The organism is Desulfopila aestuarii DSM 18488 (genome assembly GCF_900143695.1).
Taxonomy (GTDB): domain Bacteria; phylum Desulfobacterota; class Desulfobulbia; order Desulfobulbales; family Desulfocapsaceae; genus Desulfopila; species Desulfopila aestuarii.
On record NZ_FRFE01000001.1, the window covers coordinates 212,532 to 227,259 of the forward strand.

Below are 14,728 nucleotides of genomic sequence, written 5' to 3' on the forward strand. Positions count from 1 at the left end.
TGTTCCCTCCCAACGATTACCTGTGCTTTACGAAATGGCAGCAGCCATGGCTGCAAGGTCCTCTTCCGGCATAATCCCCATTCGCAGGAACTGCTCCCGGGTAAAAAGGGCAAACTCCCCTTCCGATTCAGCGCAGACGAGTCCCCCTTCATCACGAATTTCCGCCTTCACCAGCACCCGCTTTTCACTCACGCGTTCTTTGATCGAGCCTGTGACAGTGAGTACAGCACCGATGTATACCGGTCGTTTGAAGGCCACTTGCATTGTCCTGGTAAGCATGAATTTACCGGTCAGGATCATGACCGTCCAACCCATCATTTCATCAAGCATAGTGGAAAGAATACCGCCATGAATGAGATTGGACCACCCTCTGAATCGTTGCTCCATTTTGACCGTGGACCTGAGCGTTGTTCCATTTGACTCAAAACACATTTGCAAGCCATGCGGATTCTCCAGACCACAGCCGAAACACTCGCGATCAACCGCTATCAAAGGTTGCCAGAGGTTGCCTGCCATCGTCTCTTTTCCTTCAAACATCATATCCTCCTGTATTATATGTCGGGCGATTGAACACCGAGGATTCTCTTGGCTGCCACAATCATATGCTGACAATGGCTGTCAAAGGTTCCATTATCGATATGAAACCGACAGAAATAATGCGATCCTTCCGAAAGGGAAATAAGCGCCTCAACTGCCGCCTCCACGTCATCGATACGAATTACACCCTCTTCTGCAAAAAAACACACCTGCACCTGAAGATAACGACGGTAATTATTATAGAGATTCCGCACGCGCTTACGCACCTCGTCATCGCGCTGGCTGAGTGCCAAAAAGGAAAACACGACGGCAAAGCTGGCCGCCTCATGCCACTCACGGCTCCAGACCAACTGCAGCAGTCGCTCGAGTCTCTCAAGGGGAGGGCCATCTTTCGGTAACCGGCGGAAGAGGTCGGCATAGGTGGCTAACACCTCATCAACCAATTCCAATACCATCTTCTCTTTAGTACCGAAGTAATGGATAACCAGGCTTGGATGTACGCCAGCCTTCATGGCAACCTTGGCCACGGAGGCGTTTTCAAATCCTTCTTTTTCTATAACTTCAAAAAAAGCTTTCAGGATTGCAGGTTTCCGCTCTATGGCGCTCTGTCGCTTTCGTTCTATCACCTCTGTTTCCCATCGAATTATGTAAGAATGCTATTTCTGCTGGCTCAATGAAGCACGGCCTAATTAATTGAACATTCATTTAATAGCGTAGTCAATTGCCTGTTGTCAACCATCAATGGCGTTGTCTTTTTATTGGGGAGATGGACGTGATAATTTTTTTGCGCTGGTCAAGACGGATTTTGCGGTTCTTTTGTGGATTGTGGTTTCTCTTCTGCCGGTTGCGCTTCACACTCTTTTGGTATTCTGCCGCTTCGTAATATCAACCCAACATCGGGAAGATATTCCTGAAAAACTTTGCCGTAGATCTCCCAGATGGTGATAAAAAGGGCGGCGATGATCGGACCGATGATAATACCCAGCAACCCGAACATCGAGATACCGCCAAGACTGCCAAAGAGAACGAAGAGATCATGCATCTCCGTGTCTTTCCCCACCAGACGCGGCCGTACCAGATTATCGAGATTACCCACCACAGCACCACAAAGCACACCGAGGATGATCGCCTCGCTAAAATCGCCCATCAGCAACAGGATAATGAGTGCCGGACCCCAGACAATCGCCGTGCCGAAGGCGGGTATAATAGAGGTCACCGCCATGACGCTGCCCCAGAACACCGGTCCCTTGATGCCGGCAATGGCAAAGGCGAGGCCACAGATGGTCCCCTGCATGATACCAATAACGATGGTGCCCTTGATGGTGGCGCGGGTAACTGAAGTGAAACGGTAGAGGAGCATCCGTTCGTCATCGTCGGTGAGTGGCAGGAAATAGAGAATCCGCTCCAGCAGCACCTCGCCCATGGTCATAAAATAGAACATAACATAGAGCATGATCACCGAACCGAACAGGGCGTTCATGGTCATTTTGGTTGCCGACGAGAGCGAGTCGATCAAAAAGGTGGAGAGGGTTCCCACCAACTCCCCGGCCTTCTGAATGATTACATCACGATACGGCAAGATCTCCTGATAATACGGAATTTTCTCAAGATACAGCGTGATGGTGCTTGGTTCCTGGATAAACGATTGCACCCAGGGTGTCACCGACTGGCCGACGTTTATCGCCTGGGCAACCACCACCCCGATTAACATGGAGAGCGGCGCCAGTACCAGCACCACCATACCGAGAATAATCAGCACGGAAGCCAGGTTCTCGCGCTCCCCAAATCTCTGGGCCAACCACCGATGACCTGGCATCGCCATGGCGGAAAAGAGTCCAGCCATGAACATCGGCATCAGGAACTGATGTATCATCTGCAAAAAAATCGCAGAAATCAGTAAGACCAGAGACAACAGTACAATTTTATGGACACGTTCCCGCTTCATACCGCCCACTCACCTCACTCGTTTATTCTCAATCAGCTGGCAACACAGAATCGTCTTGCCATTCTTCCCGTATTTATAACAGTTTACTCATAAAACACACTACTGTTTTCAGTCACAACGGGGATAACCGTCTGTGATAACAACTCTTTTCATCCCAATTTTTTATTAAGCATGCCCCATTTCCATCTGCAATAGCTGTTTCCCAGTGTGTATCAAATTGAAAAATACCACATTGTAACAGACAATTATCAAACAATATTTTCTTCAAATAAAGTATTGACAACAATCACCTGCAAGGTTAGGTTTCACACGTATCATAATTTCGTGTGACTCTTTTATCCCTAATGCCGATTTCCGGTACATCCCCATACCTCTGGAAATCGGTTTTTTCGAACAACCGAGTAATACGTTTTCCGATTACGTAACACTTCAACACTGTAAGGAGCATATCATGCCCAACCGTTTCCTCTGTTGTCTCGCACTCTCGATATGTACAGCATTGCTCTTGTCCTTCTCCAGCGCCAGTGGTGCTGTTACCACGGAAACCCTGATGTTGGCCATCAAGGGCGAACCGGAAGAAGGTTATGATCCGATCCTCGGCTGGGGGCTCTACGGCAACCCGCTGTTCCAGTCCACCCTCTTAAAACGTGATGAAAAGCTGCAGATTGTCCCCTCGCTGGCAACAAAGTACACTCTTTCACAAGATGGTCTTCAGTGGCAACTCACCATCCGGGAAGATGCGGTCTTCTCCGACGGGATACCACTCACCTCCGAGGATGTGGCGTTCACCTTCACAACCGCTAAAGGTGCTGGCGGTAAAGTCGATCTGGCCCACCTCGACAGAGTCGAGGTCACCGGTCCCTACAGCCTCACTCTTTATCTGAACCAGCGCGACACCACCTTCATCAACCGGCTGATCACCCTTGGTATCGTCCCCAAGCATGCTTACAGCGAAGGGTACGGCCGAAAGCCAATCGGTTCCGGTCCCTACATGCTGACCGAATGGACCGAAGGCCAGCAGATGGTCGCCGAAGCGAACCCCAACTATTTCGGCAAGCCTCCATTTTTCAAGAAAATCGTCTTCCTTTTTACCGATGAGGACACCTCATATGCTGCCGCAAAAGCCGGCAAGGTTCACATGGTTGTCGTACCCCAGTCACTGGCCCATCAGGAGTTGCCTGAAATGGTACTGCGGGCAGTCAAAAGTGTCGATAATCGTGGTCTGATGTTTCCTACTATTCCCAATACCGGACAAAAAACCGCTGAAGGCTATCCCATCGGCAACTCTGTCACCGCTGACCCGGCGATCCGCAAAGCGGTCAACCTCGCCCTCAATCGTCAGGTCCTGGTTGAAGGCATCCTGGAAGGCTATGGCCGCCCGGCCTTCGGGGTCTGTGACGGATTGCCATGGGACAATCAGGAAAATGCCATCAGTGATAATGACCTCACAGGTGCCGTCACTCTCCTTGAAAAAGCCGGCTGGAAGGATACTGACAACGACGGTATCCGGGAAAAGGACGGTCTGAAAGCGGAATTCACCATTGTCTACCCGGCCAGCCGCCTCGTCCGTCAGTATCTGGCGCTGGCCTGTGCTGATATGCTGGAAAAAGTAGGTATTAAAGCTCATGTGGAAGGCAAGAATAATTTTGATGAAATCAGGAAGATCATGCACCGGGACGTCATCGTCTTCGGCTGGGGCTCCCACGATCCCATCGAGCTGTATCATCTCTACAGTAGCAAAAATGCAGGTATCGAATACAACAACGCCGGATTCTATACCAACCCCGAAGTAGACTCCAACCTCGAAAGGGCACTTGCCGCCGGCAGCTTTGACGAATCCCTCCAGTTCTGGAAAGCCGCCCAATGGAACGGAGCCACCGGGGTTAACACCAGGGGTGACGCGGCCTGGGCCTGGCTGGTCAATCTCGATCACACCTACTTTGTCCATAAGGACCTCGATATCGGTAACTCCCAGGTGGAGCCCCATGGCCATGGCTGGCCCATCACTGCCAATATCGAACAGTGGAAATGGCGGCGTTAAACTGCATTCAACCAAACCATTACAACGATCCTTATGAAGACATCAGCCATTATACACAGCTTCTGGCTCCAGAAGGTTGGTCGACTTATGCTGACCCTGGCATTGGTCGCCACCCTGGCCTTCACCCTGGTGAACCTTTCGCCAGTCGATCCCGTAACCGCTTACCTGGGCATGGACCGGATGCAGATAGGCCAGGAGCAGGAACAGCTGATCGTCGCCCGCTGGGGTCTCGACAAAGGACCTGTAGAGCGTTTTTTCCTCTGGACAGGTAATGCATTGAAAGGTGATCTGGGCCGGTCCATGATCTTCAACGAACCGGTTACAGAGGTCATCGCCAAACGGTTTCTCACTTCGCTGAACCTCATGGCCTGCGCCTGGCTTCTCTCCGGTATATTCGGATTTGTGCTCGGAGTTCTCTCCGGCCTTTATAAAAACTCACTGCTTGATCGGTGCATCAGACTCTACGCCTATACCGTGGCTTCCACTCCATCGTTCTGGATGGGCATGGTTTTGCTGGCCATATTTTCGGTCCAGCTCGGCATCACCCCGATCAGCGGCGCCTATCCACCAGGCACCACCAGCGCCGATGCGACAATGTGGCAGCACCTCCACCACCTGCTTCTGCCAGCTGCCACATTGTCGGTCATCGGAATTGCCCAGATCGCCCTCCATACCCGGGAAAAGATGATAGATGCCATGAACAGCAACTACGCGCTGTTCGCCATGGCCCAGGGGGATAGCCGATTTGGAGTGGCTGTCCACCAGGCTCTCAGGAATATCGCCCTCCCGGCCATCACTCTGCAGTTCGCGTCCCTGGGGGAGCTGTTTGGCGGTTCAGTACTGGCCGAGCAGGTCTTCTCGTATCCAGGGCTCGGCAAGGCCACGGTCGATGCCGGCATCCGGGGCGACGTACCGTTGCTGCTCGGCATCACTCTTTTCAGTGCTATCTTTGTCTTTGGAGGCAATACCGTGGCTGATCTCCTCTACACCAAACTCGATCCACGAATTACCAACAGGAGCGAACCCCTCTGATGCGTGCACCTTCCATTTCGTTACCGAGAGTGGCGGCCGTCACCCCCATTCCCCGACTGACCAACCGCACACGGGCCTGGCTCGCCTGCCTTTCATGCATCACCTTTCTGGTGATGCTCTTTGTAGCAGCCGCCCTTTTAGGGAGATCCGGACTTGATATCGACTTTCTCCATCGTAAGCTGGCACCATCACTCGCCTACCCGTTCGGTACCGACTGGCTCGGACGGGATATGCTTACCCGTACGGTGCTTGGCCTCTGTCGCAGCCTGGCCATCGGCCTTCTGGCGGCGGGATGCAGCTCTGTCATCTCAATCGTGCTGGGTATCATGGCCGGCACCATGGGTCGACGGGTGGATAGCGTTCTCTCACTCTTGATCGATACAGTCATGGCTACACCGCATCTGGTACTGCTGATTCTCGTCTCTTTTGCCTGCGGCGGAGGCCCACAGGGCATCATCATTGCCGTGGCGGTTTCACACTGGCCACGACTGGCAAGAATCATCCGGGCAGAATTGCTGCAGCTGCGGGAATCGGAATTTATCCACCTTTCCAGAAAACTTGGGAAAACGCCGAGCTGGATCGCCCTCCATCATCTGCTGCCCCACCTACTGCCCCAGTTCATGATCGGCCTGATCCTGATGTTTCCCCACGCTATCCTCCATGCGGCCGGTCTCACCTTTCTCGGTTTCGGACTTACCCCCCATGAACCTTCGATCGGCATGCTGCTCTCCGAATCGATGCGACACCTTTCGACAGGCTACTGGTGGCTGGCGATCCTGCCGGGTCTTTCACTGGTCTTCACGGTCAAGCTCTTTGATATCCTTGGCAACAATCTGCGAACCCTGCTGGATCCTCGAACCGCTCAGGAGTGACCACCATCATGCTCGAAATACATAATCTTTCCATCTCCTTTCAGCGAAACCGCGCCTCTTTTGATCGTGAAACGCTTTCGGTGGTTTCGGATATTTCGCTCTCGGTGCAACCTGGCGAGATCGTCGCACTCATCGGCGCAAGCGGCGCCGGTAAAAGCCTCGTCGCCCACGCCCTGCTCGGATTACTACCGGCAAATGCCACGATGTCAGGAGAGTTCATATTTAAAGGCAAGCGGTTATCGCCAGCAGGAATACAAGAACTGCGTGGTCGAGAAATCGCCCTTATCCCGCAATCCGTTACCCATCTCAATCCACTCACCCGGGTTGGGAAACAGGTGTACCGCTCAGCACGGCTCAGTGGGAGGTGTGCCGACACTGCGCATACAAGCTGTGACCGGACCTTTGCTCGATACCAGCTCGCCGACACAGTAAAATCGATGTATCCCTTTCAGATCTCGAGGGGAATGGCAAGGCGGGTATTGACCGCCACCGCCACCGCTGGAAACGCTAACCTCATCATCGCCGATGAGCCCACAACCGGCCTTGATCCCGAAGTAAGTGAACAGTCACTAGCTCATCTGAAAGAACTTGCCACACAGGGCAAAGGTGTGGTCCTCATCACCCACGATCTCGAAAACGGAGTACAAATAGCGGATACACTGGTTGTTCTCTATGAGGGCATGACGGTAGAAATAACTCCAGCGCGGGCCCTGGAAGAAAATGACCTCATCATGCACCCTTATACCAGGAGTCTATGGCAAGCCCTGCCCAGAAACGGTTTTATGAGCCTCCCCCCGACACCATCATCCTCAACCCTCAACCGCAACGGCTGTCTGTTTGCCGAGCGGTGCCCCCAGGCAAGGCCGGGGTGCCGGCAATCTGCACCATCTCTTCGCAGGGTCAATCATAAATTGGTGAGGTGTAATCATGTTGCGGGCTGAAAAGATCTGTTATCGCTACGATAAGGATATTCCGCTCCTGGAGGGAGTAATTTGTACCATCAATAGCGGTGAGATCGTCGGCTTGCCAGGTCCGAGCGGCTGTGGCAAATCAACACTCGCGCGGCTAATGGCAGGTTTTGACCATCCCCAAAGCGGGATAATATTCTGTAACGACCAAGCATTACCTGCCAGCGGCTTTTCCCCTGTACAGATGATCTTTCAACATCCGGAGCTGGCCGTCAATCCCCGCTGGAAAATCGGTAAAATCCTGGCCGAGGGCAACACTGACTGTTCGGAACTTCTACAACGGTTCGGTATTGGTCTTAACCAGCTTGAACGCTATCCCCACGAGCTGTCAGGCGGCGAACTGCAGCGGATCACCCTCATTCGCGCAATGACCCCGGCTACCCGTTACCTGATTGCCGACGAGATGACCGCATCGCTTGACCCCGCTACCCAGGCCCTTATCTGGCAGACGGTCCTCAGCTGGGCAAAAAGCCGCCAGGTAGGTGTGCTCGCCATCAGCCACGACGCCAGTCTGCTGAACTGTATCTGTGATCGAATCGATAATGGATTTTGCTTACAGAGCCCGTCTTCTCACCTCAGAGAACCCATAGCCGCCTGAAACAATAAACGCATGGCCGCTTCAAAAAGCGACCATGCGTTCTCATACTGTCTTCAAGGTGACTTCAGTGCTGCAACGGTATCAGGAAGTAGCCCCCCCATTACAGATTGAGTCGTAATAGTCGAGCACCTTGTCCTTGTCTTCCGACTCCATGAGTGCCATGGCTGTTCTCGGATGCTGATTCATGGTGCCGGTGACCATGTATGGTATGGAGTAGCCCCAATCAATCTTTTGGCTCCAGGGAAAGATCTCCTCCTCAATACATTTGACGACCGGCCGCACCTTGAATTTCGGGTTTTTCAGAAAAGAAAGTAGCAGCTCAAGCGGGCAATTGCCAGCGCCGCGACCGATACCATAGAGAGTGGCATCAAGGTAGTTGACACCATTTATGATGGCAGAGATAGTGTTGGCAAAAGCCAGCTGCTGGTTGTTGTGGAAATGAGCGCCAATGGTTTTTCCCGGCAACCGTTCGATATATTTTTGGGCGAGGGTGTCGATGTCTTCGGAATAGAAGGCCCCAAAGGAATCGACCAGATAAATGACCGGGACCTTGCTCTTGTTGAGGTCTTCCAGACATTCATTGAGCTCACGCAGGCCAACCGTGGACACCGCCATCAGGTTAATGGTGACCTCATACCCCTTCTCCTGACAATGATGGGCCAGGGCGATGGCCTTGTCCACCTGGTGGACATAGCAGGCAATCCGGATCATGTCGAGCGAACTGTCAGCAGCCAGTGGAATATCCTCAAGCTCGATCCTGCCAATATCAGCCATTGCCGACAGTTTGATTCGCTTCTCCTTATCTCCAATGACCTTTTTCAAATCCTTTTCATGACAGAACTTCCATGGGCCGTATACTTTGGCATCAAAAGCATCTTTTGAGCTGAGATAACCGATCTCCATATAGTCAACACCCGCATCAGCCAGGGCATTATAGACATTTTTCACAAAGGTTTCGCTAAACTGCCATTTGTTCATGAGGCCGCCGTCGCGAACTGTGCAATCGATTACCTTGATCTCTTCCTTGAACATTCCGTAACTCCTGATCACGTGTTTGTGCCAACTCCATGGCAGACCATTCTCACAACGCCTTTGGAGTCGCCTTGCATGTTGATCTCGTAAGCAAGCAGCTCACTTGATGTTTTTATTTCTGTCCGCTGCATCAACGGGAAAATCCGCAACGAGAAACACGTACTAACAAAAATTAACTTCATAGTCAATGCTAATGGCTTTTTATTCACCTTCGACGATCATTTTACGTATTTAGTTAACATTCGATAGCGCTTCAAATAATATTATTCAAAACTTCTCCACAAAAAGGTTTGCCATGATATTTCACAAATTGAGAGGGTCTTTTTTGATGAAATAGTCGCCTCCATAGTCGCAAACAGATCCAATCATGCTCGCAAGACGCCACACCTACTGATTTTCTTGTGATATCAAAAGCTCTGCCATATAATTACCCAAACGATCGCTGCCACTGCTTCCCATTTCCTTAACTTGATCCCGCGTCCGAGCCATGAAACACACATCGACCTCCATTTTTTTCGACAAGAACGATTACGAGCTCCTTCGAATCGTGAATGATGTTATCGGCCGGGAAGCCGAGTCGCAATCCCTGCACTCGCTTTTGAACGAACACATGCACCCCCAGGGGATTAAGGAGATGGCCGCAGCCCGTGGTCTACGCATCGCCTATGCCATTGCCAGCCTGCTCGGCTCATTTGAAAAAGGCACACCAAGCGATAGAATACGGGCACTTCGCTCCCTGCGGGATGAGGTGCTTCTCTCCTCCAGCAGCTTCTACCAGAAGAATACTGCCCGGGTTCTGCTGCAGATAATGAAAGAGCTGCTGCGCAGCCGGGGCAATGAGCTTCGCCAGTTGAAGCTGGCCCATGATTTCCGAATGGTATCAACCGGCAACCCGCGCAAGGTCCGGACTGAACTCGCCCGCTTCCACCTGCTGGAGATGCCTGAGGAGTGGAATCAGTTTGCCTTCGACGATCATGTTCATGACGCTAACACCAAAGGCCGCAAATCGCCGACCCACCTGCTCATGGACGCCTGGATTAAAGGAATTCGCTATCTCACTGTCATTTATTATAATTATGTCCGTCCCGATGTGGTCCGGGAGTTGATAGAGGCCAGCGCTATTCTTGACATCCGGGTGCAGGTCGGCATCGAAATTTCTTCGAGGTTTCGCGACAAGTATGTGCGCTTTACCTGGGAACCTCACGGTTTCAGTAACAACGACTCTTTCTTAAAATTTTTAGAAGAAGACTCGACCATCGAACTGATGAGAGATGGGCGCCAGGTCTCGAAATACCAGCAGCAATACGTCTTCGATGTGCTGGACACATACAATGAACAGCACCGACTGGCATTAAGTGCAAGAGCAGGGGTGACGCTGCCGCCGCTTGATCTCAATGAATTCTTATCTTTTGTCGGAGTTGGTCAGCCTTCATTGCTGCACCTGGCCCGCTTCATCCACGACACCCTGCAAACGACCACTGCTCCACCAACAGAAAATGCACCTGTTGATGCCAACAGGCGCGTTGAAAGACCTTCGGTCGAGTCCATTATCAACGACTATCTGTTACCGTCAAAAAATCCCCAACTCCACGACCCGACCCGACCCCAGGATTGCGACGATCTACCACCGCTTCTATCAGTTGCACCTGAAAAACTGCTCAGTCGGCTGTTGTCGCTTCACTCCAGCTCACGCTTTACCCTCAATCTCAGTAACCTTTCGGTCCAGGACACCCTTGAGTTGCTCTTCAACTGCGCGGGCATGATCAGCCATGTTGAAACCTATAATCTGACCAATGCTGCCCACGGCACGGCCTTCATATCCGGAGGCCCCGGTACAGCTGGCGATGCGGTCGACCTCAAAAGTCCTGAAAAAAGCTACCACCTGATCAACGACCTGCAAAAGGCCTTGAACGATGACAACGTCATCGTCCTGAAACGGGTTATCCGTGCCATTATCTGGGATCATGATGAACAGTATCTACGGTTAAAAAAGCAGCTTGAGTTCCTGCCGGAAGATAAGACAGAGACAACTCATATCCGGCAGGAGTTGATAGAGATGGTGGAGAGAAAAGAGGATCTGATGAATATCCTCTATAATCTTGAGACATTTCATACTTATTACCAGAAGAGAACACTCCGTTCTCGGATCGGTTCCGGTTCAACCGGACAGGCGGCATACAGGCATGGCATGGGGTTGGTCGTCCTCGACACCCTGCCCATGAGGGCCCGGCGAACCGTACGGGAAGAGATGAAGAAAGGTGGACGGGAATGTATCCCTGTCAGTGCTCTTTTGACCAAAAACGCGCACAAAAGATTGGGGGGAACAGCTGAAGGTCTCTTGGAAAGATTGGGATTCTCCCCAAAAGGTGGCAAAGAGCAATGGTTCGACTGGAGCATTGACGGTTTTTTGGTCCATCCCGGTGCACCCGGCAATATCGCGACGCTAGGGGGGGTAAGCAAAGCAGCGGAAACCGATTCGCTTATGTACGAACAGCAAGAGGCTGAATCCATCGGCAACCGCTGGAAGTATCTCAACACCAACCTCAAAAACAGTCTGAAGGTCCTTTTTGGTCTTATCCCCGCTTTTTTCACCTTTGCCCTCACCAAGGACTGGTGGCTGCTTGCCTATTTCGGGGCGTTTATCTGGTTTGGTATCACCGGTTCACGCAATATCATCCAGTCGGTGCTGGGTGGCGGCGGACTCAAGCGCTCGCCACTACTGCCCTGGAACTCCCTGGTCAGCTGGAGCCGGATAGCCGACTCATTGCTCTATACTGGTTTTTCTGTCCCGCTTCTGGATTTTCTGGTCAAGACCCTACTGCTTGATCGTGGATTCGGCATCAACACCGCCACCGATCCCATCACCCTGTATGCGGTTATGGGCCTAGCCAACGGTATCTATATCTCGAGTCACAACACCCTGCGCGGCTTACCCAAAGGCGCCGCCATCGGTAATTTTTTCCGCTCGATTCTGGCCATTCCCATCGCCATCCTATTGAACTCCCTTGTTGCCGCTATTCTTGCCATGGCAGGGATCCCGGATGTCAGCGGCATCCTGCAAAAGTGGGCAGCCATTATCTCAAAATTTGCCTCGGACTGTGTTGCCGCCGTGATCGAAGGCCTTGCCGACAGACAGACCAACATCAAGGCCAGACTGACCGGTTACCGTTCCAAGATCTCCCAGCTCTTTTACGTCTTTTCCAAGCTTGATATGCAGTTTCCGGAAGAGGATGTGCTTGAAATGCTCGCCTCCCCGAAGATGATGATGCAGACCCTTGATTATGAAGCAAGGGACCAGGAGAAGCTCATCATCGTCAACGCCCTTGATCTGATGTATTTCTGGATGTACCAGCCGCGGGCCCGCAAGGCGCTGGTTATGCTGGTTGAAGAGATGTCACAGGAAGAGTGGCTGATCTTCTATCGGTCTCAGCTGGTTCTCAACCGGCAAAAAGAGATCAGCCAGGTCTTTGTCGACGGACTGGTGGGCAGGAATTTCGCAAAACCCCTTGCCTTCTATCTCGACCGGGCTGAAGAATACCTGGCCGACATGGAAAAACTCGGTGACAAACAACAGTGGCATGCCCGGGCTTAGGCCCCCTGGCAATTTCAGATGGCGATCAGTGCAAGCGTCATCCCGCCGGCCATTAACCCATAGAACAGAAAGATAGGGAAATTCGCCTTTAAAATAACACCCTCTTTGCCGAACAGACCAACCACTGCGCAGACTGCCACAATATTGTGGATACAGATCATATTGCCCATAGCCCCACCCACAACCTGGGAAGCAACGATAATATCGCGTGGCAGGCTGAGTGCTTCCGCCATGCCCCATTGAAATTCGGCCAGCAGCAGGTTAGAAACCGTATTTGAACCTGTAATAAAAGCGCCTGCCCCGCCGATAAAGGCGGCGAGCATCGGCCAAGCCCTTCCCGCCATATCGGCCACCGCCCCTGCCATGGCAAGGGGCATGGATGGGTAACCATTTGGATTAAGGCTGTTGTCACTCACCCCGGTTCCCCTGAAGATCGATACTATCGCCACCGCAAAAAGCAGAGCAATGGTGGGATTCTTGATACTCAAAGCCGCTTTTTTCCAGGCTCCAGCTGCTTTTCCCAGGGTCATGCCATGGAGGGGAACAGTCAAGAGCGCCACCAGGGTAAACGGTATAATCCCCGGAAGATAGAGATACTGGATACTGGCGCTCACCTCGGAAAACCCGAGAATATGATCAAAACTGATTTTACGGGCAGCCAGGAAATCTTTCATTCCCAATTCCGGCAAACGAGTTACTACCAGCAGTATTCCAATTAGCAGATACGGAGCCCAGGCCCGTAACTGACTCATACGTGCCACCGGTTCATGACCGGTGTCGGCACTGACAATACCGGTCCACTCCGACGGCCACTCACTTGCAGGCGCAAAGCGAAACGGCTTTGCCGGTCGGGCAATACCTCGCCGTGCTGCCCAGGTGATGATGCCAAGGCCGATCAACGACCCGATAAGCGACGGGAATTCAGGTCCAAAGAACACCGCGAAGACCAGGTACGGCACCAAGAAGGAGACAGAGGCCAAGAGACAAAATTTCCAGGCGCCGAATCCTTCAGTCCACGATCTACCCGGCCCGAAATGACGGGTGAGAAACCCGCACATGACAATCGGCAGCACAAAACCGATGGGAAAATGGATCACCGCTACCCATTTGCCGATAAGGGTGTTGAAGGTTTCGACAGAAGTAAATCCGAGATCCGGCACGCCAGTGGCGACGAGTCCCGTCACCAGCTCTCGCAAGTAGCTGAGGCCCATGATGATCGGTGTCCCCACAGCGGCAAAAGGTACCGGCAATGTGTTCATTATCAGACAAACCACAGCGGCAGCCAAAGGCGGAAAACCAAGCAGGAGCAGAAGCGGCGCGGCAAGTGCCGCCGGGGTGCCAAAACCGGCAGCTCCCTCGATAAAAGCGCCGAAAAGAAAAGCAATGATAATGAACTGTAGACGAGGGTCGGTTGTGATCGAACGAAAACCGGCCTGAATGGTCTCCATTCCACCGCTCGCACTCAAGGTGTAGAGCAACAGCAGCGCACCGAAGACGATGATCAACAAGCTGACGGCAACCACAAAACCATGCAAAGTCAAAGCCGCCACATACAGCGGCGGCGCCTGCCAGACCGCGATCGCCGCAATTGTGGCAGCGAGCCAGGCAAGCGGCATAGCCTGGGTGGCGGGCCGATGAAAAACCACCATGAGTACAAGGGCAACAACAATCGGCAGACAGGCAGTCAGGGCAAGCATTGGTAGGGACATAGGCATTGGCACTCATTTTCGTTTAAAGAGGAAAGAGAAGGCAATACCTTGGATTGCTGATCCCTTCATATTCAGCCGATACGGCTCATCCCCACCCTTCAGGGACAGAATATCTGCACCCTTACCACTCATCATACCAGTTGTCAACACTTCGTTACTTTGGTTCTTCAATGGTATATCAATTATTTAATAGATATTCACTTCTGTTCCATCATGAAACATCTCCGGAACAATCCTCTTTCATCAGGAAAGTCATGTTTCAAAACTTCACCCAACACGTCTAATAACTACTTATTATATTGATTGTTACTACAATATCTGCCCGCAATACATTGTTTCTCCACGCAGTTTTGCTGCGTAATCAACTTTTATCTGGTATGATATGTTCTCATCCTACACTTC

General features: G+C 52.0%; 11 protein-coding genes. 6 read left to right on the plus strand and 5 right to left on the minus strand.

Annotation, left to right across the window (positions count from 1 at the left end):
* Positions 1-27: 27 nt before the first annotated feature.
* The 3 genes from BUF15_RS00860 to BUF15_RS00870 form a co-directional block, all read right to left on the minus strand.
* A complete protein-coding gene (locus BUF15_RS00860; protein ID WP_084553301.1) occupies positions 28-540 on the minus strand; it encodes a PaaI family thioesterase in 513 nt (170 codons plus the stop codon).
* An 11-nt stretch (positions 541-551) separates the two neighbouring features.
* Positions 552-1,163 carry a TetR/AcrR family transcriptional regulator gene (locus tag BUF15_RS00865; protein WP_073611547.1) on the minus strand — a complete coding sequence of 204 codons (612 nt, stop codon included), beginning with the start codon at positions 1,161-1,163 and terminating at the stop codon, positions 552-554.
* A gap of 167 nt (positions 1,164-1,330) precedes the next feature.
* Entirely contained in the window at positions 1,331-2,482 is a 1,152-nt protein-coding gene (locus BUF15_RS00870; protein WP_084553351.1) for an AI-2E family transporter, read from the minus strand.
* 451 nt (positions 2,483-2,933) lie between these two features.
* On the opposite strand from BUF15_RS00870, the gene BUF15_RS00875 reads away from it, so the two are divergent.
* Genes BUF15_RS00875 through BUF15_RS00895 form a run of 5 tightly spaced genes read left to right on the plus strand, consistent with a single transcriptional unit; the run spans position 2,934 to position 7,993 of the window.
* The gene (locus BUF15_RS00875; RefSeq protein WP_143170591.1) at positions 2,934-4,523 is read left to right on the plus strand and encodes an ABC transporter substrate-binding protein; all 1,590 of its coding nucleotides are present in this window, start codon (positions 2,934-2,936) and stop codon (positions 4,521-4,523) included.
* A 33-nt stretch (positions 4,524-4,556) separates the two neighbouring features.
* Positions 4,557-5,555 carry an ABC transporter permease gene (locus tag BUF15_RS00880; protein WP_073611548.1) on the plus strand — a complete coding sequence of 333 codons (999 nt, stop codon included), beginning with the start codon at positions 4,557-4,559 and terminating at the stop codon, positions 5,553-5,555.
* Positions 5,555-6,427 (plus strand): ABC transporter permease, encoded by an 873-nt coding sequence (locus tag BUF15_RS00885; protein WP_073611549.1) that lies wholly within the window; start codon positions 5,555-5,557, stop codon positions 6,425-6,427. Before BUF15_RS00880 ends, BUF15_RS00885 begins: the two co-directional genes overlap by 1 nt.
* Positions 6,428-6,435: 8 nt before the next feature.
* A complete protein-coding gene (locus BUF15_RS00890) occupies positions 6,436-7,368 on the plus strand; it encodes an oligopeptide/dipeptide ABC transporter ATP-binding protein (RefSeq protein ID WP_073611550.1) in 933 nt (310 codons plus the stop codon).
* Positions 7,355-7,993, plus strand: a complete 639-nt coding sequence (locus tag BUF15_RS00895; RefSeq protein WP_073611551.1) for an ABC transporter ATP-binding protein — start codon at positions 7,355-7,357, stop codon at positions 7,991-7,993. Before BUF15_RS00890 ends, BUF15_RS00895 begins: the two co-directional genes overlap by 14 nt.
* A gap of 81 nt (positions 7,994-8,074) precedes the next feature.
* Here BUF15_RS00895 and BUF15_RS00900 read toward each other — a convergent pair whose 3' ends face one another.
* Positions 8,075-9,025 carry an aldolase catalytic domain-containing protein gene (locus tag BUF15_RS00900; protein ID WP_073611552.1) on the minus strand — a complete coding sequence of 317 codons (951 nt, stop codon included), beginning with the start codon at positions 9,023-9,025 and terminating at the stop codon, positions 8,075-8,077.
* Between the two features lie 487 nt (positions 9,026-9,512).
* Here BUF15_RS00900 and BUF15_RS00905 point away from each other — a divergent pair, with 487 nt between their 5' ends.
* Positions 9,513-12,617, plus strand: coding sequence for an MATE family efflux transporter (locus tag BUF15_RS00905; RefSeq protein ID WP_073611553.1), 3,105 nt, complete (start codon positions 9,513-9,515; stop codon positions 12,615-12,617).
* Positions 12,618-12,631: 14 nt separating this feature from the next.
* Here BUF15_RS00905 and BUF15_RS00910 read toward each other — a convergent pair whose 3' ends face one another.
* Positions 12,632-14,326 carry an L-lactate permease gene (locus tag BUF15_RS00910; protein WP_073611729.1) on the minus strand — a complete coding sequence of 565 codons (1,695 nt, stop codon included), beginning with the start codon at positions 14,324-14,326 and terminating at the stop codon, positions 12,632-12,634.
* Positions 14,327-14,728 lie beyond the last annotated feature (402 nt).

Bases quoted from the DNA above. Each gene is read 5' to 3' on its own strand.
- BUF15_RS00900 (WP_073611552.1), bottom strand. From the start codon at position 9,025: ATGTTCAAGGAAGAGATCAAGGTAATCGATTGCACAGTTCGCGACGGC.
- BUF15_RS00890 (WP_073611550.1), top strand. From the start codon at position 6,436: ATGCTCGAAATACATAATCTTTCCATCTCCTTTCAGCGAAACCGCGCC.
- BUF15_RS00885 (WP_073611549.1), top strand. From the start codon at position 5,555: ATGCGTGCACCTTCCATTTCGTTACCGAGAGTGGCGGCCGTCACCCCC.
- BUF15_RS00895 (WP_073611551.1), top strand. From the start codon at position 7,355: ATGTTGCGGGCTGAAAAGATCTGTTATCGCTACGATAAGGATATTCCG.
- BUF15_RS00910 (WP_073611729.1), bottom strand. From the start codon at position 14,326: ATGTCCCTACCAATGCTTGCCCTGACTGCCTGTCTGCCGATTGTTGTT.
- BUF15_RS00880 (WP_073611548.1), top strand. From the start codon at position 4,557: ATGAAGACATCAGCCATTATACACAGCTTCTGGCTCCAGAAGGTTGGT.
- BUF15_RS00875 (WP_143170591.1), top strand. From the start codon at position 2,934: ATGCCCAACCGTTTCCTCTGTTGTCTCGCACTCTCGATATGTACAGCA.
- BUF15_RS00860 (WP_084553301.1), bottom strand. From the start codon at position 540: ATGATGTTTGAAGGAAAAGAGACGATGGCAGGCAACCTCTGGCAACCT.
- BUF15_RS00905 (WP_073611553.1), top strand. From the start codon at position 9,513: ATGAAACACACATCGACCTCCATTTTTTTCGACAAGAACGATTACGAG.
- BUF15_RS00870 (WP_084553351.1), bottom strand. From the start codon at position 2,482: ATGAAGCGGGAACGTGTCCATAAAATTGTACTGTTGTCTCTGGTCTTA.